This is a genomic window from Streptomyces sp. NPDC050264 (assembly GCF_040655895.1).
Lineage (GTDB): Bacteria > Actinomycetota > Actinomycetes > Streptomycetales > Streptomycetaceae > Streptomyces.
Genome location: NZ_JBFAKV010000037.1, coordinates 25,752 through 46,982 on the forward strand (window position 1 = coordinate 25,752; position 21,231 = coordinate 46,982).

General features: G+C 71.3%; 20 protein-coding genes. 12 read left to right on the forward strand and 8 right to left on the reverse strand.

Annotated elements, in window-relative coordinates; translation table 11 throughout:
- Positions 1-13 precede the first annotated feature (13 nt).
- From AB0J02_RS39950 to AB0J02_RS39965, 4 genes are read left to right on the forward strand one after another with little or no spacing between them, the layout of a single operon-like run.
- Complete coding sequence (locus tag AB0J02_RS39950; RefSeq protein WP_363198819.1) at positions 14-973, forward strand: aromatase/cyclase; 960 nt, start codon at positions 14-16, stop codon at positions 971-973.
- Positions 970-2,154, forward strand: coding sequence for an FAD-dependent monooxygenase (locus AB0J02_RS39955; RefSeq protein WP_363198820.1), 1,185 nt, complete (start codon positions 970-972; stop codon positions 2,152-2,154). The genes AB0J02_RS39950 and AB0J02_RS39955 overlap by 4 nt, the downstream gene beginning before the upstream one ends.
- 7 nt (positions 2,155-2,161) lie before the next feature.
- Complete coding sequence (locus AB0J02_RS39960) at positions 2,162-3,628, forward strand: FAD-dependent monooxygenase (RefSeq protein WP_363198821.1); 1,467 nt, start codon at positions 2,162-2,164, stop codon at positions 3,626-3,628.
- A 50-nt stretch (positions 3,629-3,678) separates the two neighbouring features.
- A complete protein-coding gene (locus AB0J02_RS39965) occupies positions 3,679-4,422 on the forward strand; it encodes an antibiotic biosynthesis monooxygenase (RefSeq protein WP_363198822.1) in 744 nt (247 codons plus the stop codon).
- A 68-nt stretch (positions 4,423-4,490) separates the two neighbouring features.
- Here AB0J02_RS39965 and AB0J02_RS39970 read toward each other — a convergent pair whose 3' ends face one another.
- Genes AB0J02_RS39970 through AB0J02_RS39990 form a run of 5 tightly spaced genes read right to left on the reverse strand, consistent with a single transcriptional unit; the run spans position 4,491 to position 10,400 of the window.
- Positions 4,491-6,380: a hypothetical protein gene (locus AB0J02_RS39970; RefSeq protein WP_363198823.1), complete on the reverse strand. Its 1,890-nt coding sequence runs from the start codon at positions 6,378-6,380 to the stop codon at positions 4,491-4,493.
- Complete coding sequence (locus AB0J02_RS39975; RefSeq protein ID WP_363198824.1) at positions 6,377-6,712, reverse strand: 4Fe-4S dicluster-binding protein; 336 nt, start codon at positions 6,710-6,712, stop codon at positions 6,377-6,379. The genes AB0J02_RS39970 and AB0J02_RS39975 overlap by 4 nt, the downstream gene beginning before the upstream one ends.
- Positions 6,713-6,745: 33 nt before the next feature.
- Positions 6,746-7,540, reverse strand: a complete 795-nt coding sequence (locus AB0J02_RS39980) for a DUF3050 domain-containing protein (protein WP_363198825.1) — start codon at positions 7,538-7,540, stop codon at positions 6,746-6,748.
- 50 nt (positions 7,541-7,590) lie between these two features.
- Positions 7,591-9,093: a glutamine synthetase family protein gene (locus AB0J02_RS39985; RefSeq protein WP_363198826.1), complete on the reverse strand. Its 1,503-nt coding sequence runs from the start codon at positions 9,091-9,093 to the stop codon at positions 7,591-7,593.
- 2 nt (positions 9,094-9,095) lie between these two features.
- Complete coding sequence (locus tag AB0J02_RS39990) at positions 9,096-10,400, reverse strand: amidase family protein (RefSeq protein ID WP_363198827.1); 1,305 nt, start codon at positions 10,398-10,400, stop codon at positions 9,096-9,098.
- A 274-nt stretch (positions 10,401-10,674) separates the two neighbouring features.
- Here AB0J02_RS39990 and AB0J02_RS39995 point away from each other — a divergent pair, with 274 nt between their 5' ends.
- From AB0J02_RS39995 to rfbC, 3 genes are read left to right on the forward strand one after another with little or no spacing between them, the layout of a single operon-like run.
- Positions 10,675-11,118 (forward strand): carboxymuconolactone decarboxylase family protein, encoded by a 444-nt coding sequence (locus AB0J02_RS39995; protein ID WP_363198828.1) that lies wholly within the window; start codon positions 10,675-10,677, stop codon positions 11,116-11,118.
- Between the two features lie 16 nt (positions 11,119-11,134).
- Positions 11,135-11,797 (forward strand): sulfotransferase family protein, encoded by a 663-nt coding sequence (locus AB0J02_RS40000; protein ID WP_363198829.1) that lies wholly within the window; start codon positions 11,135-11,137, stop codon positions 11,795-11,797.
- A gap of 18 nt (positions 11,798-11,815) precedes the next feature.
- A complete protein-coding gene (gene rfbC, locus AB0J02_RS40005) occupies positions 11,816-12,442 on the forward strand; it encodes a dTDP-4-dehydrorhamnose 3,5-epimerase (protein WP_363198830.1) in 627 nt (208 codons plus the stop codon).
- Positions 12,443-12,530: 88 nt separating this feature from the next.
- On the opposite strand, the gene AB0J02_RS40010 is transcribed toward rfbC, so the two are convergent.
- On the reverse strand, positions 12,531-13,544 hold the full coding sequence (locus AB0J02_RS40010; protein ID WP_363198831.1) for a Gfo/Idh/MocA family oxidoreductase: 1,014 nt from the start codon (positions 13,542-13,544) through the stop codon (positions 12,531-12,533).
- A gap of 192 nt (positions 13,545-13,736) precedes the next feature.
- On the opposite strand from AB0J02_RS40010, the gene rfbA reads away from it, so the two are divergent.
- Both rfbA and AB0J02_RS40020 read left to right on the forward strand, forming a co-directional pair.
- The gene (rfbA, locus tag AB0J02_RS40015; RefSeq protein ID WP_363198832.1) at positions 13,737-14,606 is read left to right on the forward strand and encodes a glucose-1-phosphate thymidylyltransferase RfbA; all 870 of its coding nucleotides are present in this window, start codon (positions 13,737-13,739) and stop codon (positions 14,604-14,606) included.
- A 70-nt stretch (positions 14,607-14,676) separates the two neighbouring features.
- Positions 14,677-15,759 (forward strand): nucleotide disphospho-sugar-binding domain-containing protein, encoded by a 1,083-nt coding sequence (locus tag AB0J02_RS40020; protein ID WP_363198833.1) that lies wholly within the window; start codon positions 14,677-14,679, stop codon positions 15,757-15,759.
- A gap of 110 nt (positions 15,760-15,869) precedes the next feature.
- On the opposite strand, the gene AB0J02_RS40025 is transcribed toward AB0J02_RS40020, so the two are convergent.
- Positions 15,870-17,051: a glycosyltransferase gene (locus tag AB0J02_RS40025; protein ID WP_363198834.1), complete on the reverse strand. Its 1,182-nt coding sequence runs from the start codon at positions 17,049-17,051 to the stop codon at positions 15,870-15,872.
- A 223-nt stretch (positions 17,052-17,274) separates the two neighbouring features.
- Here AB0J02_RS40025 and AB0J02_RS40030 point away from each other — a divergent pair, with 223 nt between their 5' ends.
- The 3 genes from AB0J02_RS40030 to AB0J02_RS40040 are packed head-to-tail and all read left to right on the forward strand — an operon-like array spanning position 17,275 to position 19,248.
- Positions 17,275-17,538 carry a hypothetical protein gene (locus AB0J02_RS40030; protein ID WP_363198835.1) on the forward strand — a complete coding sequence of 88 codons (264 nt, stop codon included), beginning with the start codon at positions 17,275-17,277 and terminating at the stop codon, positions 17,536-17,538.
- A gap of 53 nt (positions 17,539-17,591) precedes the next feature.
- The gene (purB, locus tag AB0J02_RS40035) at positions 17,592-18,863 is read left to right on the forward strand and encodes an adenylosuccinate lyase (protein ID WP_363198836.1); all 1,272 of its coding nucleotides are present in this window, start codon (positions 17,592-17,594) and stop codon (positions 18,861-18,863) included.
- The gene (locus AB0J02_RS40040; RefSeq protein ID WP_363198837.1) at positions 18,847-19,248 is read left to right on the forward strand and encodes a GNAT family N-acetyltransferase; all 402 of its coding nucleotides are present in this window, start codon (positions 18,847-18,849) and stop codon (positions 19,246-19,248) included. The genes purB and AB0J02_RS40040 overlap by 17 nt, the downstream gene beginning before the upstream one ends.
- A gap of 15 nt (positions 19,249-19,263) precedes the next feature.
- On the opposite strand, the gene AB0J02_RS40045 is transcribed toward AB0J02_RS40040, so the two are convergent.
- Positions 19,264-21,210: a multicopper oxidase domain-containing protein gene (locus AB0J02_RS40045; protein WP_363198838.1), complete on the reverse strand. Its 1,947-nt coding sequence runs from the start codon at positions 21,208-21,210 to the stop codon at positions 19,264-19,266.
- Positions 21,211-21,231: the final 21 nt, after the last annotated feature.

The following is a 21,231-nucleotide window of genomic DNA, read 5'->3' on the forward strand; positions in this document are numbered from 1 at the left end:
AAGGAGAAGAGACGTGACCGAGAACCCGATACGCGAAACCGAGCACACGACCACCGTCCAGGCCCCCGCCGAGGTGGCGTACGCGCTGGTCGCGGACGTCAGCAGGTGGCCGGAGACCTTCCCGCCGACCGTGCACGCCGAAATCGTCGAGCGCGAGGGCGACGCGGAGCTCATCCGGCTGTGGGCGACCGCGAACGGCACGGCCAAGACCTGGACCTCACGGCGCGGGCACGACCCCCGGCAGCTGAAGGTGACGTTCCGTCAGGAACGTTCGCAGCACCCGGTCGGCGGCATGGGCGGCGCCTGGGTGGTGGAGCCCCTCTCCGACACCTCGTGCCGGGTGCGGCTGCTGCACGACTTCCACGCGGCCACCGACGACCCCGCCGACCTCGACTGGATCAGCCGGGCGGTGGACCGCAACAGCGCCTCGGAACTCGCCGCGCTCAAGGCCGCCGCCGAGGCCACCGGCTCCCAGGAGCTGCTCACCTTCGACGACACGGTGACGGTGGAGGGCAGCGGCAAGGACGTCTACGACTTCCTCAACGAGGCCCAGCTGTGGCGGGAGCGGCTGCCGCACGTGGCCCGGGTCTCGCTGGAGGAGGACGAACCCGGCCTGCAGATCCTGGAGATGGACACCCGCACCAAGGACGGCAGCACCCACACCACGCGGTCGGTGCGGGTGTGCAGCTCCGCGACGTCGATCGTGTACAAGCAGATCGTCCTGCCCGCGCTGATGACCCTGCACACCGGGCGCTGGCTCATCGAGGAGCGCGACGGCGGCGGGGTGTCGGTCACCTCACGGCACACGGTGCGGATCAACACGGAGAACATCACCGCCGTACTCGGCGAGGACGCGACCCTCGCCACCGCGCGGGAGTTCGTCCGCACCGCGCTGAGCGGCAACAGCCTGGCCACCCTGAACCTCGCCAAGACCTACGCCGAGGGCATCGCCGGCGAGCGAAAGCGGCCGTGAGCCGGGCCCGGGCCGACGCGCCGGTCGTCATCGTCGGCGCGGGCCCCGTCGGGCTGCTCCTCGCCTGCGAACTGCGCCGGGCCGGCGTCGAGGTGGTCGTCGTGGAGCGTCTCGCCTCGGCGATGACCGAGTCCCGGGCCAGTCAACTCACCTCACTGACCGCCGAGTTGCTGCACGAGCGCGGGTTCGGCGCGCTGCTCGCGGAGGCCGCGCACGAACCGCGGACACACTTCGGCGGGCTGGGATTCGTCCTGTCCGAGGTGCACAGCGCGTACGCCGGCCACTGGAAGCTGCCCCAGTTCCGCACCGAGGCCCACCTGGGCGAGCGGGCGGCCGAGCTGGGCGTGACCCTGCTGCGCGCGCACGAACTGACCGATGTCCGCGAGGAGTCCGACAGTGTGCTGTGCACGGTGCGGGCGCCCGGCGGGCCCCGGACCCTGCGCGCCGCGTACCTGGTGGGCTGCGACGGCGCCGACAGCACGGTCCGCGCACTCGCCGGCTTCCCGGTGACGGTCACCGCGGCCACCAAACGGCTGCTGCGGGCCGACGTACGCGGACTGCGCGTCCGCGACCGGCGGTTCGAACGGCTGGAGCGTGGCTTCGCGGTGGCCTCGACGCGCGACGGCGTCACCCGGGTGATGGTGCACGCGCACGGAGCGGTGCCGGGCGTCCGCCCGGAGCCGCCCGCGTTCGAGGACGTCGTCCGGGACTGGGCGCAGGTCACGGGCGAGGACATCTCCGCCGGAACACCTCTGTGGCTGGACGCCTTCGACGATGCCAAGGGGCACGCGGACACCTACCGGCGCGGCCGGATCCTGCTGGCGGGCGACGCCGCCCACTGGCATCCGCCGGTCGGCGGCCAGGCCCTCAACGTCGGTCTGCAGGACGCGGTCGACCTGGGCCGGAAGCTCGCCCGGACCGTGCGGGGCGACGCCGGACCCGGACTCCTCGACACCTACCACGACGAACGGCATCCCGTCGCGGCCCGCGTGCTCGACCACGTCGCCGCCCAGGAACAGCTGATGTTCGGCGGCGAGGAGGCCGGCCCGCTGCGCGCGGTCCTGTCCGAACTGACCGCCCTGGACCAGGTCCGCGCCCATCTGACGGCGGTGGCGAGCAACCTCGATCACCAGTTTTTGCAGGTACGCATGGGAGGCAGGGAAGACAGTGCAGGACTTTGAGACAGACGTGATCATCGTGGGGGCCGGCCCCACCGGACTGATGCTCGCGGGCGAACTCCGCCTCGCCGGGGTCGAAGCCGTCGTACTGGAGCGGCTCACCGAGCCGATGCGCCAGTCGCGGGCCCTCGGCTTCTCCGCCAGGACCATGGAGGAGTTCGGCCAGCGCGGCCTGCTCGACAGCTTCGGTGACCTCGGTGTCATACCGATCGGCCACTTCGGCGGCATGCCGCTGGACTACACGGTCGTGCCCGGTGGCAACTTCGGCGTGCGCGGCGTCCCGCAGGCCCTGACCGAGAGCATCCTGCACACGTGGGCGACCGGCCTCGGGGCCGAGATCCGCCGCGGCTGGGAACTGGCCGCGCTCACCAGCGACGACGACGGCGTCGAGGTGCGGGCGAACACGCCGGAGGGCGAACGCACCCTGCGCGCCCGCTACATCGTGGGCTGCGACGGCGCGCGCAGCGCCGTCCGCACCCTGTCGGGCATCGACTTCCCCGGGTACGAGGCCACGATCGAGATGCTGATGGCCGACGTCTCCGACGTCCAGGTGCGGCTGCGGCCCACCGGCGAACTGGGCGACGCCGGCATGGTCGTCGTGCTGCCCGTCGGACCGAACACCACGCGCGTCGTCGTCTTCGAACGCGGCGCGGGGGTGCGGCCGACCTCGCAGCCGCCCACCTTCCAGGAGGTGGCCGACGCCTTCAAGCGCGTCACGGGCGACGACATCCACGCGGGTACGCCGCGCTGGCTGAGCTACTTCACCGACTCCAGCCGCCAGGCCGCCGCGTACCGCAAGGGGCGGGTCTTCCTCGCCGGCGACGCGGCCCACATCCACATGCCGATCGGCGCGCAGGGCATCAGCGCCGGCGTGGGCGACGCCGTCAACCTCGGCTGGAAGCTCGCCGCCGAGATCCACGGCACGGCCGCGCAGGGGCTCCTGGACACCTACCACGCCGAGCGGCACCCGGTCGGCGCCCGCATCCTGGCCAACACCCTCGCTCAGCGCAGCCTCTACCTCGGCGGCCCGGAGATGGACCCGATGCGGTCGGTCTTCGCCGAGCTGCTGACCCACGAGGACGCCCGCAAGCTGCTCGTCGGCATGGTCACGGGCCTCGACATCACGTACGGGACCGACGAGGGCGGTCATCCGCTGCTCGGCCGCCGCCTCCCGGACTTCGACCTCACCGACGGCCCGTCCGGCGCGGTGCGGGCCTACGCGCTGCTGCACGGCGGGCGCGGCTTCGTCCTGGACCTGAGCGGCGAGGGCAGTCTGCCCGCGGCCGCCGAGCCCTGGTCGGACCGGGTCGACGTCGTGCGCTCGCAGACCCGGCCGGCCGGCGCGCCCGACGGCGTCGAGGCGCTGCTCGTGCGACCCGACGGCTACATCGCCTGGATCGGCACGGACGGGTCCGGCGCGGACGGTCTCACGGACGCCCTGAGCCGCTGGTTCGGCGCGCCCCGCGACACCCACTAGGACGTGACGCCCCGCTGTCGCGGGCGCGCAGACGGAACCAAGGAGGAACCATGCCGTTCATCAACCCCGAAGACGGGCACCTGACCGTCCTCAACCTGTTCAGGACCGACAGCCGCGCGCGGGTCGACACGCTCGTCAAGGAGATGAAGGCGATCGTCGACACCGCGGCGTTCCCCGGCTGGATCTCCAGCACCGTGCACCGCGGCGAGCACACGCCGGGAACCGCCAACTTCATCCAGTGGCGCGGGATGCAGGACCTCGAATCGCGATACAACGACAGCGAGTTCAAGCACCACACCGTCCCGGTCTTCCGCGAGATCACCACCTTCGTCCGCCTGATGCAGACGGAGGTGGAGCTGAGCCACCGGCACCCCGGGCAGGGTGACACCACCGAGGTCTCCCCGGACCGCGACGACTACACCGTCATCGAGATCCTCAACGTCGACCCGGCCGACCAGGGCGCCGTCGTCAAGACGCTGGGAGGCGCGCACTCCTGGCTGGTGGACGTCCCCGGCTACCGCTCCCGGAGCGTGCTGCGCGGCATCCGCTCCCGCAACCTGGAGGGCGGCGCGGGCACGCTGGCCACCGTCGGCACGGACAACGACTTCGTCGTCGTCTACTCCCAGTGGGACGGCAAGGAGTCCTACGACGCGCACCGCACCCTGGACCGGGCCGAGTGGACGCCGGCGCGCAGCGCCTTCCAGGACGCGCTGGACGCGCGTACGCGCACCGCGGACTGGAACGGCTACCGCGCCGTCCACACCCGCTCCGCGGAACAGCCCGTGGCGGTCTGACCCCCGCACACCGCATACGAGTGGGGCCCCTGACCTCGGTCAGGGGCCCCACTCGTATGCGGTACGTCCTACTCGGTTCCGGCGATCGTGTTCCAGTGCCACTGCGAGTCGAAGGACGTGACCTCAAGACCGGCGCCGCCGGCGACCAGGGAAGCGGCCAGGCCCGTCGCCCGCGCGATGAACGCGGACGTGCGGTGCGCGGCCAGCAGATCCTGCTCGTCGAACGGCAGGCCCTCGCAGCGCAGCAGCCGCAGGTCCATGAACCCGTTGAGATCGCGGCCCAGCACCGAGACCGGCTGCGGGCTGCGGACGGTGAAGCGCACCTTGGCCGCCACGTGGCCGTTGTGGTGCTGGTCGGAGTAGTAGGCGATGTCGGGGATCGCGGGCGGGACGAAGTGGTCCCGCGCCATGATCTCGGGCACCTTGGGCAGATTCGCGGCCAGGAAGTGCCACGAGTTGTACTGCATGCGCGAGGAGATGGCCCAGGAGGTGTCGGCCAGCCGGCCCGCCGAGCCGTCGAAGAGCCGTTTCGCGTCCGGCGAGGGCACCACACAGCAGAAGAAGTGCGGTATCTCCCAGCCGGCGATCGTCGCGTACTCCTCGGCGCGCAGGGCCCCGATCAGCGCGGGCAGCGACCGCATCCCGCGGCTCATCGCGAAGTCGGCGTCGAACACCACGCCGGCCGCGCGCACCGACTCGTACACGAGGGACTCCAGGCCGGTCGCGAAGGAGCCGTGCGGCCCGGCCAGCCACTCGGGCGACGCCTCCAGGTCCGCGGTCAGCGCGGCGAGGGTGCCGCCGGTGACAGGGAGCCGTTCGCGCACCCGTGCGCACAGCTCGTCCTCGAGCCGTCTCGCGTCGTCCTTCACGGGCCCGGCGACCCGCTCCACCTTGTGCATCAGCGGGCCGTGGATCTCGCGGTAGAGCTGCTCGCTGCCCATGACCTTGCGGCGCCGCGCGGCGAGTTCACCGGCGAGCGCGTCGAGCGCGTCCACGGTGTGCGAGGCCGGGGCCGCCACCGCGGGCAGATCGGGGCGGGCCGCGTTGTAGGCGCAGCGCGTGCGGTCCAGCAGCAGAGCGATGTGGTCGAGCGTCAGTTGTGTTCCGTTGGCCTCCTCGATGCGGGCGAACCCGGCCGAGCGCACCAGCAGCGTGAGACAGACCACCAGGAGCACGTCGCTGTCCGACCACAGGTCGAGCGGCACGCCCGACAGGCTGCTCAGCGCGCAGTCGGGGTGGCCCGGACGCAGGGTCTTGCCCGTCAGGTTGTTCTGTCCGCGGAAGTTGGTGTAGCGCTGCTCACCGGCGTAGAGGATGAACGGCGCCGTCCGCAGCGCCGCCTCGGTCAGTTCCGCCAGCATCGCCTCGCGGCCGTCGTCGCCGGCGCCCAGCAGCCACTGACGGCAGTCGGCCACCGCGGTACGCCACCGTCGCGCGGTGTGGGCCAACTCGGCCCGGTAGGCGGCGAGGTCCGCGGCGGACCACGGCACGCGCAGCACCCCGTCGACCAGCTCCGTGTCGGCGCGCAGCGGGCCCGAGGAGGGGGTGCGGACGACGATCCGGCCGTTCGTGTCCAGGCCGATCTCGCCGAGGAACGCGGTGGCGTCCGGCCCGGCCCCGCGCGGGGCACGCCCGTCGTCGCGCCAGCTCCTGCCGACGACGACCTTCAGCGCGGCCTCGGCCTCGACGGACAGGGCGCGCAGCTGGATGTCGGCCGGGACGTGCCCGGCGAGCGTCAGCAGGACGTCCACGGCCGACGCCAGGTCGGGCGCCTGCACCGCCTGCCGCCAGGTCTGCTTGAGCAGGGTCGGGAAGCCGGCGTCGTGGGCCGTGCGGTAGTCGGGCCGGCCGGTGGCCCCGGCGGGCAGGCCGAGCCGGCTGGGCCGGCGGCTCCTGCGGGCCTTCGCCATGGCCTCCTTGCGGGTGAGGCCCGCGTCCCGTTCGGTGGGCAGCGTCATGCCGTCCCTCCGGAGTTCAGCGCGATGTGGTCCCACATGCGGGCCTCGGTGGCGGTCCAGTCCTCGTCCACGTAGATGCAGTCGACGGGGCAGACCATCACGCACTTGGGGCAGCCGGAGCAGAGTTCGGGCACGATCCTGACGTTGAGGCCGTCGTCGAAGATCGCGCCGAATTCGGCGGGGCAGCTGCGCAGGCACGTGTCGCAGGTGATGCATTCCGACGTGTCGATACGGCGCGGGGGCTTCTTCCAGTTGTCGTCGCGGGACTGCCGTGCGATCCGCTCGCTCCGGGCGGATGCGCTCACGGCGGGGGTGTCCTGGATCCTTGGCATGCAGTGCTCACCCTCACAGGAGAAGACGGCCCGTCAGCGGGCGCGCTGGGTGATCGCGTCCGAAATCCCGTTCCACAGGCCGGTCCTGGCCGCCAGCGCCCGGTCGATGGTCTCGCGGCACTCGGCCCACTTGGCCGCGTCGTCGCCGCACAGGTCGGCGAGCATCTGCATCGCCATCGGCGTGTGCTCCTCGGCGTCCACCTGGATGTGCCGGCGGAGGTAGTCGACGAAGGTGGAGAGCGAACCGTGGCCCGCTTCGAGCGCGGCGACCTGGTCGAACATGTCCGGGATGAGGTCCTCGCGGCCGAAGGCGAACGCCGCGGCCTGGCAGTGCACCGGGGCGTGCTCGATGAACTCCCAGGTGGTGGCGACGAATTCGGTGACCGCCCGCGGGACGCCCGCCTCCTCCAGGGCCGCGGGGACCGGGCGGCCCGCGCGCAGCAGCGAGATGAACGTGTCGATGCGGGTGGTGTCGGCGCCCGCCTGGCGCATGCCGTCGACGTACAGCTCGAAGTGGCTGATGAAGCCGTCGCCCAGCTCGTCGCTCTCCTCGACCAGCACGATGTCGTTGATGAGCCGGCGGCTGCCGGTGGCGGCGGACGGCAGCCACGGCACCTGAACGCAGGTCAGCTGCCGTTGCAGGCTCTTGAGCAGGGACATGAAGTCCCACACGGCGAACACGTGGTGCTCCATGAAGGTCGTGACCGCCTCCACCGAGGTCAGCTGGTGGTAGATCGGGTGGCTGACCACCTTCTGCCGGGACGGCTCGATGGCCTCCTTGAGCGTGTCGATCGCCGGGTTGGTCCGGTCCCAGTCGTAGCGCGACATGGTGAGGTTCTCCCTTGCTGGATTCGTTGCGGGGCGGGTGGGGCGGTGGTTCAGAAGGTGCCGAAGTACTCGCGGTGCTCCCAGGCCGTGACGGTGCGCGCGATGTCCTCGGCCGGCCCGGCCGCGCACCAGGCCTCGAAGCGGGTGACCTCGCTCTCCTTGAGCTTGGCCAGGCAGGACTTGAGCGGGGCACCGAGCAGCCGTTCGGCGCTGTCGCTCGCGCGAAAGGCCTGCAGGGCCTCGCGCAGCGACGTGGGCAGGGGCGGGTGGGCGCCGCCGGGCGCCGGGCCGGTGGACAGCAGCCCTTCGAGGCCCGCGTGCAGCTGCGAGGCGATGGCGAAGTAGGGGTTGGCGCAGGGCTCCCCGATACGGTTCTCGACGTGCGTCGAGCTGCCGCCGCTGAGCACGCGGACCAGGGCGCTGCGGTCCTCGAACCGCCAGTCGACCGTGGTCGGCGCGAGCGTGAACTCGGGGGACAGGCGCCGGTAGCCGTTCACGGTGGGCACGGAGAGCAGGCTGAACTCGCGTGCGTGGGAGAGCAGTCCGTCGATGTAGGCCTCGCCGGCGGCGGAGACGGCGTCGTGCGTGCCGTCCCCCTCGGCGAACAGATTGACGCCGTCCTTGGCGCCGGTCACCGACTGGTGCAGGTGCCAGCCGCTGGGGTCGAAGCTCGACAGGCGCGGCAGGGTCATGAACGAGGCGTGGTGGCCGCGGCGCCGGCACTCCTGCTTGAGCTGGGTGCGGAAGAGCAGCATGGCGTCGGCCGCGTCCAGCGCCAGCATCGGGTCGAAGGTCGTCTCCAGCTGGCCGGGGCCCGACTCGTGCTCGAACGAGCGCAGCGGCAGGCCGAGTTGCATGAGCAGTGCGGCCAGCGGGTCGGCGATGTCGGCCACCGAGTCGTAGTAGCTGTCGAGGTTGAACTGGTATCCGGGGTTGACGGCCTCCACCGCGGGGGCGGAGCCCTGCAGTCCGAAGCCGTTGCCCTCGTTGCCCGCCGGGCCGCCGGTCAGCCGGGTGAGGTACCACTCGACCTCGAGGCCGATGACCGGGGTCAGGTCGTGGCGGGCGTACGCGTCGCAGACCCGGCGCAGCACCCCGCGGGCGGACAGCGGGTGCGGGGTCCCGTCGCGCAGGTACTCGTCGCCGAGGACCCAGGCGGTCCGCGGCTCGCTGCGGGGCAGGATCTGGAAGGTGCGCGGGTCGGGGACGAGGACGAAGTCGCCGGCGCCGCGCAGCTCGCCGATCCCGAGCCCGGCGTCGTCGAGGAAGTCGACGGCGACGGCGTGGCCGGTGTCGAAGAGGAACGGTCCGGCGCTGAAGTCCATGCCGTTGCGCAGCACCGAACGGAACACGTTCGCGGGCACCGTCTTGGACCGGGCGAGACCGTGCGGGTCGCAGAAGACGACCCGGACGAGATCGACCTCGTCGAGCTGGAGTTCGACCTGTGCGGCCGCCTCGCTCTGCCGGTCGTCCCAGAGGCCGAAGTCGGCGACGAAGGACGGGCGGCCCACACCGCTGTCGCCGCCGGGCAGGGACCACGACCTGGAAACCATGGTCATCTTCCTTTCGCTGTGAGCACGGGGGCGGCCAGGGGCAGCCCCAGCGCCGTCTCGAGGAGTTCGGCGGCGCTGAGCACGCGCAGGTCCTCGCCGATGCGGCCCACCATCTGCAGGCCGACCGGGAGGCCGGCCGGGGTGCGGCCGACCGGCAGGGACAGGGCGGGCTGGCCGGTGAGGTTGAAGGGATAGGTGGCGGGCGACCACGCGAGCCACCGCAGGTCCGTGGGGACGGCGGCCCACGGCGGCGCGATCGCGCCGGCCGCGAAGGGCTCGACGGGGACCGTGGCCATGACCAACAGGTCGTAGGAGTCCATGACTTCGGCGAGCCGGACGCGCAGGGCGAGCCGGGTCTCCTCGGCGCGCGCCACGGCGGCGCCGCTCAGCGTCCGCCCGTAGCGCACGATCGCGAGCCGCCCCTCGTCGCACCGGGGTTCGTCCTCGACCGCGGTGCCGTGTGCCTCGGCGGCGGCCAGGACGTCCACCAGGGCCTCGTAGGGGTCGGGGAAGGGGGTCTCGATGCGTTCGACGTGGTGTCCCAGGGACGTCAGCACCGGCAGTACGCGTTCGGTGACGTCGCGGACCGCTCCGGACGTGCCGGCGAACTCGACCCAGCCAATGCGCAGCGCACCGCTCGCGGCGGCGGGCGCGGCGGGGAAGCGGACCGACTGGGGATCGCGCGGGTCGGGGCCGGCCATCACCTGGAAGAGTTCGCGGGCGTCGGCCACGCACCGGGCCAACGGCCCCACGTGGGACAGCCGTTCGGCGCAGGGCGGCACGTAGGGGACCGACCCGAAGGACGGCTTGAAGCCCACGACACCGCAGAACGCCGCCGGGATACGGATCGATCCGGCTCCGTCGGTGCCCAGCGACGCCGTGCACAGCCCCGCCGCCACCGCCGCCGCCGAGCCGCCGCTGGAACCGCCGGCGGTTCTGTCGGGCGCCCACGGATTGCGGGTGCCGGCGCCGGCCCGGCTGACCGTGCTCGCACTCCATCCGTACTCCGAGGTGGTCGTCTTGCCGACGACGATCGCCCCCGCGGCCCGCAGCCGGGCGACCGAGGGCGCGTCGGCGGCGGCGCGCCGGTTGGGCAGCAGGGACCCGCGCCGGGTGGGCAGTCCCTCGGTCTGGATGAGGTCCTTGACCGACACCGTGACGCCGAGCAGGGGCCGTTCGCGGAAGGCGGCCGTCCGGTCCCGGGCGATCAGCCGGTCGGCCGCCGCCGCCTCGCGCAGCGCACGGCCGGTGGCGACCTCGACGAAGGCGCCGAGCTCCGCGTCCTTCTCCCGGATGGCGGCGAGCACGTCGGAGACATGCTCCGTGATCGTCGAATCACCCGCGAGGAAAGATTGCCGCGTTTCTCGAATGTCACGGCAGACCTGCTGCCTGCTCCTGGTTTTTGTGGACTCTGGCACGAGACCACTACAAGTCATCGACTCAATTCCGTGCAACTTACGGATAGTTGATGTTTCATCTGCGCCTATTCCGCACTTGAACGACGTTTTCTTGCGAAAGATCAGGGCGCTGAGCAGGATTCTCCGGGTATTTCATACACGCTTATCGCACAGGAGAAGATCGATGACTCCACGGATGGACAACCCTTCCCTGGTCGTTCCCGGCGCTCTGCAGCCCCTCCTCGACCTGACCGAGGTCATCGGCAAGGTCGGCGTGCCGCAGTCCACGCTCGACCTGATCCGGCTGCGCGTCAGCGAGATCAACGGCCGTGCCTACGCGCTGCCGGACGACCCGCAGACGGCCGGCGCCGACACCCGCCTCGCGCTGGTGGCCACCTGGCGGACCGAGAGCTGCTTCGAGGAGGCCGAACGCGCCGCCCTGGAGATGGCCGAGGCCATCACCCTGATGACGGACCCGCAGGACATGGCCCCCGACGAGATCTGGGAGCGGTCGGCCGAGTACTACAACGACGAGCAGCTCGGCGCGCTGGTCATGCACATCGGCCTGGTCAACTTCTGGAACCGGGTGAACGTCATCACCCGGCAGGAACCCGCCCTCTGGCGCTGAGGAAGGACACGGCACCGTGCTGAAGCTCTTCAACGCAGGCCTGGGCAGGACCGGCACCACCTCGCTCAAGGCGGCACTGGACCGGCTGGGCCTCGGCCCCTCCTTCCACATGTTCGACCTCGTCAGCGACGAACAGCGCCTTCGGCAGTGGGAAGGGGCCCTGTGCGGCGGCGAACGCCCCGACTGGGCCGCGCTGTTCGACGGCTGCACCGCCGCGGTGGACGGCCCCTGCGCGGTCCACTACGAGCAGATCGCCGAGGCCTTTCCCGACGCCAAGGTGATCCTGACGGTGCGCGACGCGGAGAGCTGGTGGCGCAGCACCTACGACACGCTGTACCAGTTCGTGCTGCGCAGCGCGGAGCACCCGCCGGCCCCGGACTCCCACCAGGCCCGGCTGCTCCGTCTCACCAGCACCCTGGTCTGGGACGGGCTGTTCGGCGGCCGCTTCCCCGACAAGGACCACGCCGTCGAGGTCTACCGGCGGCACAACGAGGACGTCGTACGGGCGCTGGGAGCGGACCGCGTCCTCGTCTACGACGTGCGCCAGGGATGGGAGCCGCTGTGCGCGTTCCTCGGCGTCGAGGCTCCCCAGGAGGAATTCCCGCGCGCCAACGACAGCGCGGCCATGCGCCAACGGATCGCCCAGGCCGCATCGGCCGGCCCGGTCTCCGCGGGCTGACCCAGTGAGGAGCACGCGGTGCTGATCTCGGAAATGACGGTCCCCGGCGCGTACCGGGTGGAACCCGAGCCGTTGAGCGACCGGCGAGGATATTTCTTCGAATCGGTGCGGGCCGACGCTCTCTCGGCCGCCAGCGGATGGGATTTCGCGGTCCGCCAGGTGAATTACTCGGTGTCGAAAAGGAACACCCTGCGCGGAATTCACGGCACCAAGGTCCCGCCCGGCCAGGCGAAGTTCGTCACCTGTGTGCGCGGCAGCGCGTTCGACATCGCCGTCGACCTCCGGGTGGGCTCACCGACGTTCGGCCACTACGACGTCACGTACCAGAGCCCCGAGGCGGGAACGGCCGTGTACCTGCCGGACGGCATCGGGCACGCGTTCCTCGCCCTGAGCGACGACACGTGCATGAGCTATCTCTGCTCGCAGGAGTACGTCCCCGGCACCATGATCGACGTCGACGCGCTCGATCCCGCGCTCGCGCTGCCGTGGGACCTGAAGGAAGAGCCGATCCGCTCGGACAAGGACGCCGCGGCGCCCACCCTGGCCGAGGCCGCGGCCGCCGGTCTGCTGCCGACGTACGAGCAGTGCCGGCCGGTCCCGCTCCCCGGACTGCTGCGCCAGGCGGCGGGCGCCCCGGGGGCATGAACAAGGCTCCGAAATGACGCAGCGCGGCGGGCGGCATCCGGGAAAGGATGCCGCCCGCCGCGCTGCGCAGGCCCTCGCCCGCGCTCGTTCACCAGCCCGTCCGGCCACTGGCACTGGCGTGGATCTGCTCCATCAACGCGGCCTGGCGCACCAGGTCGTGACGGTGCTCCGCCCGCTTCGCGGGATCGCGCACGGCGTCGTGGAACGCCTCGAAGACGCCGAGGAACTGGTCGGACGCCGGTGCGAGGATCTTCGTCTCGACATCCCTCTGCTGCAGCCGCAGCACCGGGCGGGCGCTGTGCGAAGGCGTGAACGCCCACTCCAGCACCAGCCGTCCCTCACTGCCCCACACGTCGTAGGTCGAGCGGTAGCTGTGCGACAGCCCGAAGGAGCAGTTCGCGCTCACACCGGCGTCGTCGCGCAACAGCGCGGACCCCGAGGTGTCCACTCCCAGCCGGGGATCGGCCGTCAGGCTCGCGCCCAGCACCCGGGCGGAGTCCCCGAGATAGGCCTGGGCCGCGCGCACCGGGTAGCAGCCCACCTCCCACAGGGCCCCGCCGCCGAGCTCGGCCTGGTACTTGATGCCGCTGGGGTCGGTGGGCGGAATCCCGAACGCGCCGTTGAAGGACCGCAGTTCACCGATGGCCCCGTCGGCGACGAGGGCCTGCGCCCGGTCGTGCTGGGGGTGGCGCAGAAAGGCGAAGTTCTCCATGACGGCCAGCCCGCCGCCCTCGGCGAGAGCGGCCAGCTCCCGGGCGCTCCGCTCGGAGGACACCGCCGGCTTCTCGATCAGGACGTGCTTGCCCGCCTCCAGCGCCCGGCGCGCCCACTGGGCGTGCTCGCTGTTGGGCAGCGGAATGTAGACCGCGTCGATCTCGGGTGCGTCGAGCAGCCGCTCGTACCCCGCGACGGCTTTGCAGCCGGCCCGGGCCGCGACCTCCGCGGCCTTCGCGGCCGACCGGCTCGCGACCGCCACCAGATGGAACGGCGACTCCCGGATCGCCGGGATGGCGCGCCGGACGGCGATGTCGGCGCACCCGATGATGCCGATACCGGCCCTCCGCTCGGATTCGAGAGCGGGCGTCAGTTCTTCGATTCTCACGGGTCCACCTAAACGAGATAGGAATGCGCATGCCTGAACCGGGATAACCCAAGACTGGATAGGAGGGCGGTGCTTGTCAACATGCGCTCCGTGTGCCGCCCGGTAATCGGAGAAGCCTTTTGAACGTGTGTTATCCCTCGATAAAGTGCGGGCATCGCCTAAAGGGCACGAAGTCACTGAGGAGGCGCCACGGTGAAGGGAATCATCCTGGCCGGCGGCAATGGTACGAGGCTCCACCCGATCACGCTAGGTGTCTCGAAGCAAATGCTCCCGGTCTACGACAAGCCAATGATTTACTACCCGCTTTCCGCGCTGATGCTGGCGGGCATCACCGAGATCGAGATCATCACCACCCCCGACGACCTGGAGATGTTCCGCAGACTCCTGGGCGACGGATCCTGGCTCGGCATCACCCTGACCTACGCCGAACAGGACAAGCCGCGCGGACTCGCCGACGCGTTCCTGGTCTCCGCCGACCACATCGGTGACGACTCCGTCGCCCTGGTGCTCGGCGACAACATCTTCCACGGCTTCGAGTTCGGCCCGATGCTGCAGCGGGCCGCGAAGGACATCGAGGGCTGCGTCCTGTTCGGCTATCCGGTGCGCGACCCCGAGCGCTACGGCGTGGGCACGCTCGACGGGCAGGGCCGGCTCGTGGCGCTCGAGGAGAAGCCGGCCGACCCGCAGACCAACATGGCCATCACCGGCCTGTACCTCTACGACAACACGGTCGTGGACATCGCCCGGCAGCTGCGCCCCTCCGAGCGGGGGGAGCTGGAGATCACCGACCTCAACCGCGTCTACCTGGAGCGCGGCGAGGCGACGCTGATCCCGCTCGGCCGCGGCTTCGTCTGGCTCGACACCGGGACCCACGACGCGCTGATGGAGGCCGGCGACTACGTGCAGGTCCTGGAACACCGTCAGGGCGTGCGCATCGCCTGCCTCGAGGAGATCGCCTGGCGCATGGGCTACATCGAGCGCGAGGACTGCTACCGGCTCGGCAGCCGGCTCTCGAACTCCTCCTACGGCCAGTACGTCATGGAAATGGCCCAGGCCGGCTGAGCCGCACGCGCACACGCGTACGCACCGAAGGCATCGCATCGCCCCTCTCACCGGAAGAAGTGCCATCGCCATGAAATTCCTCTTCACCGTCGGCGGCAGTCAGGCGGCCGTGTTCGGTGTCGCCCCCCTCGCCGCGGCCGCGCGCAACGCGGGCCACGAAATCCTGCTGGCAGCCGACGAACCCCTCATGGCGGCCGCTCAGTCCGTCGGGCTGCCCGCGGTCTGCATCACGCCCGAGCGCATGCGCTACGGCCAGGACGCGATGACGGCGGCCGTACGGCTCGACGCCCTGATGGAGCTGACCGGGCAGTGGGCCCCCGATCTCGTCGTCGGCGGGCTGTCCCACGTCCCCCGGGTGCTCGCCGCCACACGGCAGATCCCGTACGTGCGTCACATCTGGCACATCGCCCCGATGGCGCGCCGCGACCGCACGGCGCTGGCCGAACTCCAGCCGGAACTGGAGCGGTGGGGACTGACGGAGCTGCCCGACCCGGACCTGTTCATCGATCTGTGTCCGCCGTCGCTGCGCCCGGCCGGCGCCCCCGAGGCACGGTCGATGCGCTGGGTGCCGCGGGTGAGCCAGCGGCGCGTCGAGCCGTGGATGTACACCCGCCCCGAGGGACGCCGCCGCGTCCTGATCACCGCCGGGACCCGCAACCTCCTGCTCGACACCCCGGGCAGCTCGCTGCGCGCCCTGGTGGACGAGCTGACCGGCGCGGGGGCCGAGGTGCTGATCGCGGCGGTGCCCGAGGCCGCCGAGCGCTTCGGCCCGGAGCTCGGCGACGACGTGCGGATCGGCTGGATCCCGCTCGATGTCGTCGCGCCCACCTGCGATCTGGCGGTCCATCACGGCGGCGCGACCACCGCCATGACCTTGATCAACGCCGGTGTGCCGCAGCTGATCATCCCCGACAACGGATACGGCAAGGCCGTCGCGGAAGCCGTCCGTGACTTCGGCGGCGCCGTGCTGGTCGACCGGCACCGCCCCGAGGCCGGCCGGGACCCCGCCGAGGTGACGGTCGAGGCCGCGCGGGCGGTCCTCGACGACCCCTCCTACGCGGAGCGCACCCGCCTGCTCGCGAAGGAGACGGCCACCCTGCCGACGCCCGACGAGGTACTGCGCGAGATGGAGACGCTGGCGGCCGCCCGCTGACCGTCCGTGCTGCCGGCCGCGCCCGCGACCGGCAGCACACACGCGTATCGCCCTGGAACCGCCGGAAGATCTCCGAGGTCCCAGGGCGATACGCGTGGCGCGCCGGACGGTCAGCGGGAGGCCAGTGCCTCCAGTTGCGGCACGATGTCCGCGGGCGTCGGCAGCGTGGCGATCTCCTTGGCGAGAAACTGCGTCCGCTCCGTGTAGCCCGGGTTCTCCAGCAGCTCGCGGCAGGCGGCGGCGATCACCGCGCCGGGCGCCTTGTCGGGCTCCTGGGCCTGCGGCCACAGCGTCCGGCCGGCACCGAAGTCGGTGATCGCCCTGGCGATGGCCTCGCGGTGGTAGTTCGGCGGGAACTCCGGCGGGTTCTCCGGGATGACCAGCTGCGGCACCCCGTTGGCCATGAGGCTGGTGGCGGTGGTCGCCCCGCCGTGGTGCACCGCCAGGTCGCAGGTGGCGGCCGCGACGTCGATCGGGATCCACCCGACGCGGGCGTCGCCCAGCTCCGAGCCGAACCGCTCGGCCGCACCGGGGGACGCGGCGATCAGCACCTCCGCGCCCAGCTTGTTCAGCTCGCCCACGAGCAGCGGCATGGTCCAGCCCGGGTCGCGGAACATCAGGCTGCGGAAGCCGGAGGTGATCACGACGCGGCGACGGCCCTCGGGGCGCGTGTACATCCACCGCTCCAGCCGGCGCTGCGGGTTGCTCGGGATCCAGCGCATCGACTGGGCGGCGGGGTCGTGCGCCGGACGCAGCGACGGCGGGGTCGAGTCGAGCAGCAGGTCCGGCTTGAGCAGCCCGTCCACGCCCAGGCGCTCCAGCTCGGGCCGCAGCTCCGCCTCGGCGCCCGGGTCGATCCCGGTCAGCGGGATGCCCAGGTACTCGACGTGACGCACGTACGGGACCTTCAGGTGCGCCGCGAGCAGCATCGCCGCGTAGCTCTGCGAGCTGCCGACGACCACGTCCGGCGTCCAGTCCTTGGCCAGTTCGAGCAGGGACGTGACCCCGGCCAGGCCCATCTGCGCGAAGCCGCGGCCCTGGCCGAACATCTCCTCGTCGCCCAGCTCGCGGGGGAACCGCAGCCCCTTGCCGGGGTTGGTGATCCGCATGAAGTGCCGGATCGGGTCGACGGTGTAGCAGAAGGTGGGAAGTCCGATGGCCTCCGCGGTTTCCACCCACGGTTCGTGGGCGGCCAGCATGACCTGGTGGCCCGCGTTGCGCGCGGCCGTCGCCAGCGGGGCAGTGGCGTAGTAGGTCGCCTGGCTGCCCGTCGTTATGAACAGGATTTTCATGGCACTCCGGATGCTTTTCGTGAGACGCGGCCAACGCATTTACGAACATCACCGATGGTCTGCAACGCCGCCTTTTTCTGTCAAACAAACTCAAATGGCAAGGCCGTTCAAACGCGGAATTCGCGCAGTTGAACATTGCGCGGGCCGTGACCGCTGACCATCATGAGTCGCACGTGTGGCGACGAAGCCTCAGGAAAACGGATACCGAAAGTCGGTGGCACGCATGAACAGTCTGATCTACAACGCCCGAATGGCTCTGCGTGACGTCATGGAAGTCAACATCTTCAGTCAGGGCAACGACAAGGTGTATCTGACGGTTTTCCCGGACCTGGTCTGGGAGGGCTCGGGCGACCGGCAGTCGGAGAAGGTCGTCCGCAATGTCATCGACCGCCTGCACGACATGGACCTCGACGTCGACGGGGGCGAGAGCGCGGTGACGACCCTCCTGGACTCGGGCTCCGTCGAGATCATCCGCAAGGCCGCCTGAGAGCCTGTGTCATATCCCCGGCCCGGCGCCCATTCTGAGGAGGTACGACGGTCGTGATCGCCCGCTACGCACTGCCGGAGATGGCGCGGCTCTTCTCCGATCAGGCCCGGTACACGACCTGGGCCCAGGTGGAGGTACTGGCATCCGAGGCGCAGACGCTGCTCGGGCGGGTGCCCGAGGCGGCGCTCGCCGACATCCGGCGGGCCGGGGTGCCCGACGCCGCGCGGGTCGCGGAGCTCGAACGCGACCGCGACCACGAGATCCTCTCCTTCCTCGCCGCGTACTGCGAGGGCATGCCGCAGGACTCCGCCCGCTGGGTGCACCTGGGCATGACGAGCTACGACCTGGTGGACACCGCCCTCGGCCACACCCTGGCCCGGGCCTGCGACGTCCTGATCGACACAGCGGTGGGACTGCGCACCGTCCTGGCCGACCGGGCCGCCGAGCACTGGGACACGGCGTGCATCGGACGTACGCACGGCATGCACGCCGAGCCGACGACCTTCGGCCACAAGCTCGCCGGGTTCGCCTTCGCCGTCGACCGCTCGGTCCACCGGCTGCGGGCCGCGCGCGAACAGGTGGCGGTCGGCACGATCTCCGGCTCGGTCGGGACCTACGGACTGATCGACCCGTTCGTCGAGGAGCGGGTGTGCGGCGCGCTCGGGCTGGGCGTGGAACCGGCACCCAGCCAGGTCGTGGCCCGTGACCGGCATGCCCAGCTCGTGCAGGCCATCGCGACGCTCGGCGCCTGCGTCGAGCAGATCGCCGTCGAGGTCCGGTTGTTGTCGCGCACCGAGGTACGCGAGGTGGAGGAGCCGCGCTCGGCCGCCTACCAGGGGTCGAGCGCGATGCCCCACAAACGCAATCCGACGACCGGCGAGCGGCTGACCGGACTGGCGCGGCTGCTGCGCGGATACGCCGGCACGATGCTGGAGAACGTGGCGCTGTGGCACGAGCGCGACCTCTCCCACTCCTCGGTCGAACGCGTCGTCCTGCCGGACGCGTTCACGGTCGCGCACTACCAGGTGACCGCCGCGAGCGACCTGGTGCGCGGCCTGACGGTCTTCCCGGAGCGCATGCGCTCCGCGATCGACCGGACCGGCGGACTGGCCTACAGCTCGCTGGTCCTCGCCGAGCAGCTGGCCGCCGGTGGCGACCGCGAGCGGATCTACCGCACCATTCAGGATGCCGCGAACGACGCCGACTTCCTGGGACGGCTCGAAGCCGCGGGGATCGCGACCGACCGGCTGACCCCCGAGCGGTTCCTCTCCCACCACGACGTCATCTACAAGCGATTGGAAAAGCTGCGTGAGCTGGAGCATTGAGCGCGAGGACGGCTCGGCCCTCGACCTGGAGGAGGTCCTCGGCGTCTACCGGGAATCGGGGCTGGGCGAACGGCGCCCCATCGAGGAGACGGAGCGCATGGCCGCGATGGTGCGCAACGCCAACCTGGTCCTCACCTGCCGCGTCGACGGGGAACTGGTGGGCATCGCCCGCAGCGTCTCGGACTTCGCCTACGTGACCTACCTGTCCGACATCGCCGTCGTCCGGGCCCACCAGCGCTCGGGCATCGGCAGGGAACTCATCGACGCGACGCGCAAGGAGGCACCGCAGGCGAAGATCGTCCTGCTGTCGGCGCCCGCCGCGGCCGGGTACTACCCCCACATCGGGTTCACCGCGCACCCCTCGGCCTGGGTGCTCAATCCCTGAGCGGCGGGCGCCGGGTCAGTGATGCATGCCGGCGTGCGTACCGCCGTCCGCATGGCTGCCCGGCGCCACCACCAGGGGGCGCACCATGTGCTGTTCGTGCTCCAGCATGTGGCAGTGGTGCACACCCCTGCCCACGACGGGGAAGCGGACCGCGACGGTGACCAGTTCCCCCGGGGTGCCGTTCGGGCCGGCCGTGATCCGGCCGGCCGTTCCCACCCGGACGACGTCCTTCTCCCCCAGCTCGTGCGGTTCGAGCTCGGCCGCCGCCTGGAAGGCGATCGACCTGACCGAACCGCGGAGCTGCCGGTCGAAGCCCGTGATGTCGTAGTACTCGCGGGACAGCACCTGGAAGTGCGCCAGATGGATGTGCATCGGGTGCGGCGAGGCCGCGAGGTTGAGGTACTTCCAGATCTCCAGGTCATCGCGGGCCGCGGTGAGCGTGTTCCCGTCGTCGTAGGCCATCGCCGTCCTGCGCAGCGTCGTGAGGGTGCCCTCCTCGTCCCGCACCTGGACGATCCCCGCGGCGGGGGCCGTCACCTCCTGCGCGTCGATCTCCTCCATCTCCCACAGCTCCGGCATGTTCTGCGTGCCGGGTCCGACCAGGACCACCCAGCGCGGGGCGCGGTCGTGCGGCAGGTCGTCGGCGCCGAGCCGCTCGAACGTGGCGGAGAGGGTCTTCGGCGGCGAGAAGCGGGAGCGGGGTGCGCGGTCGGCGACCCGGAACTGCATGACATCCGGTTCCAGCAGGTCGTTGCGGACGTCGGAGGCGCCGGGCGTGATGCCGCCGAGGGTGTTGACCAGCTTCGGCGCGCGCCCGCGAAAGGCGCTGAAGTCGACCAGCACGTCGGCGCGTTCACCCGGTGACAGGTTGAGCGCGCCCCCGACCGGCCGCGGCCGGTCGATCAGGCCCTGGTCGGTGCCGATCACCTGCAGCGCGCCCGGCACCGGCCGGCCGTCGGCTAGCAGCATCAGCCGGTAGATCCGGGAGTTGGCGGTGTTGACGATCCGGAACCGGTACCAGCGCGGCTCGACCTCCAGATGGGGCCAGATCACGCCGTTGACCAGGGTGTAGGGCGCGGCGTGGACGCGCATCAGGCGCTGGGCCCCCACCATCTCCACCTTGTGCACGAGCCGGCCCGTCAGGGAACCCGCCGCGTCCAGGGCGAAGTTGCGGTCGCTCAGGACCAGCGGCACCTCCTGCGCGCCCTTCGGCAGGTCCAGGGCGCGCTCCTGCTCACCGCGTGCGACGAACAGGCCCGCGAGGCCGGCGTAGACACTGAAGCGGCTCACATGGTGGGTGTGGTCGTGGTACCAGAGCGTCGCCGCCCCTTTGTTCGGGTACGCCGACAACTGCACGTCGCCGGGGGCGAGCAGGTTCTCCATCCAGCCGTCGTTGCCGCCGCCGGTCAGCATTCCGTGCAGGTGCACCACCGCCCAGGGGTCCAGGCCGGCCACGCCGGCCACCTCCTGGCAGCCGTCCGTGCCGGGGTAGTTGCTCAGCGGGTCGGCGGAGGGGCCGGTGGGCAGACCGAAGTCGACCGCCGTGACCGGGATCTTCCCGGTCAGTCCGTTCTCCCAGGCCACTCGCAGGGGGCGGCCTGCGGTCGTCTCGATCGTCGGCCCCGGGTAGCTGCCCTCGTAGGTCCACATCCGTACCGGCGGCAGCTGCGCGTGGACGGTGACATCGGCGGTGCGCATCCGCACGGTCAGCTCGTCATGGCCGCCGCGGCTCCTGGGGCGCAGCACCGGCGGGATGCGCAGCGGGTCCTTGAACTTCGTCAGCTGCAGTCGCGGCGCCGACGGCTCGGGGCCGCCGGGGTAGGCGACCGCCGCGTCCCCCGCGGAGGTGAAGACCGGCGCGGCCGCCACCAGGGCGCCCAGGCCGGCGACGGCGCCGCCGCGTAGCAGCGCACGACGGTTGAGTCCGGGCCCGTCCGGTGTCCCGGCAGATGCTGTCTCCATGGCGCGACGCTAGGGACGGCC

What these genes read in the sequence shown, in the direction of transcription:
- AB0J02_RS39965 (WP_363198822.1), top strand. Translation starts at nt 3,679, where the DNA reads ATGCCGTTCATCAACCCCGAAGACGGGCACCTGACCGTCCTCAACCTG.
- AB0J02_RS39970 (WP_363198823.1), bottom strand. Translation starts at nt 6,380, where the DNA reads ATGACGCTGCCCACCGAACGGGACGCGGGCCTCACCCGCAAGGAGGCC.
- AB0J02_RS39975 (WP_363198824.1), bottom strand. Translation starts at nt 6,712, where the DNA reads ATGCCAAGGATCCAGGACACCCCCGCCGTGAGCGCATCCGCCCGGAGC.
- AB0J02_RS39980 (WP_363198825.1), bottom strand. Translation starts at nt 7,540, where the DNA reads ATGTCGCGCTACGACTGGGACCGGACCAACCCGGCGATCGACACGCTC.
- AB0J02_RS39985 (WP_363198826.1), bottom strand. Translation starts at nt 9,093, where the DNA reads ATGGTTTCCAGGTCGTGGTCCCTGCCCGGCGGCGACAGCGGTGTGGGC.
- AB0J02_RS39995 (WP_363198828.1), top strand. Translation starts at nt 10,675, where the DNA reads ATGACTCCACGGATGGACAACCCTTCCCTGGTCGTTCCCGGCGCTCTG.
- AB0J02_RS40020 (WP_363198833.1), top strand. Translation starts at nt 14,677, where the DNA reads ATGAAATTCCTCTTCACCGTCGGCGGCAGTCAGGCGGCCGTGTTCGGT.
- AB0J02_RS40025 (WP_363198834.1), bottom strand. Translation starts at nt 17,051, where the DNA reads ATGAAAATCCTGTTCATAACGACGGGCAGCCAGGCGACCTACTACGCC.
- AB0J02_RS40030 (WP_363198835.1), top strand. Translation starts at nt 17,275, where the DNA reads ATGAACAGTCTGATCTACAACGCCCGAATGGCTCTGCGTGACGTCATG.
- AB0J02_RS40045 (WP_363198838.1), bottom strand. Translation starts at nt 21,210, where the DNA reads ATGGAGACAGCATCTGCCGGGACACCGGACGGGCCCGGACTCAACCGT.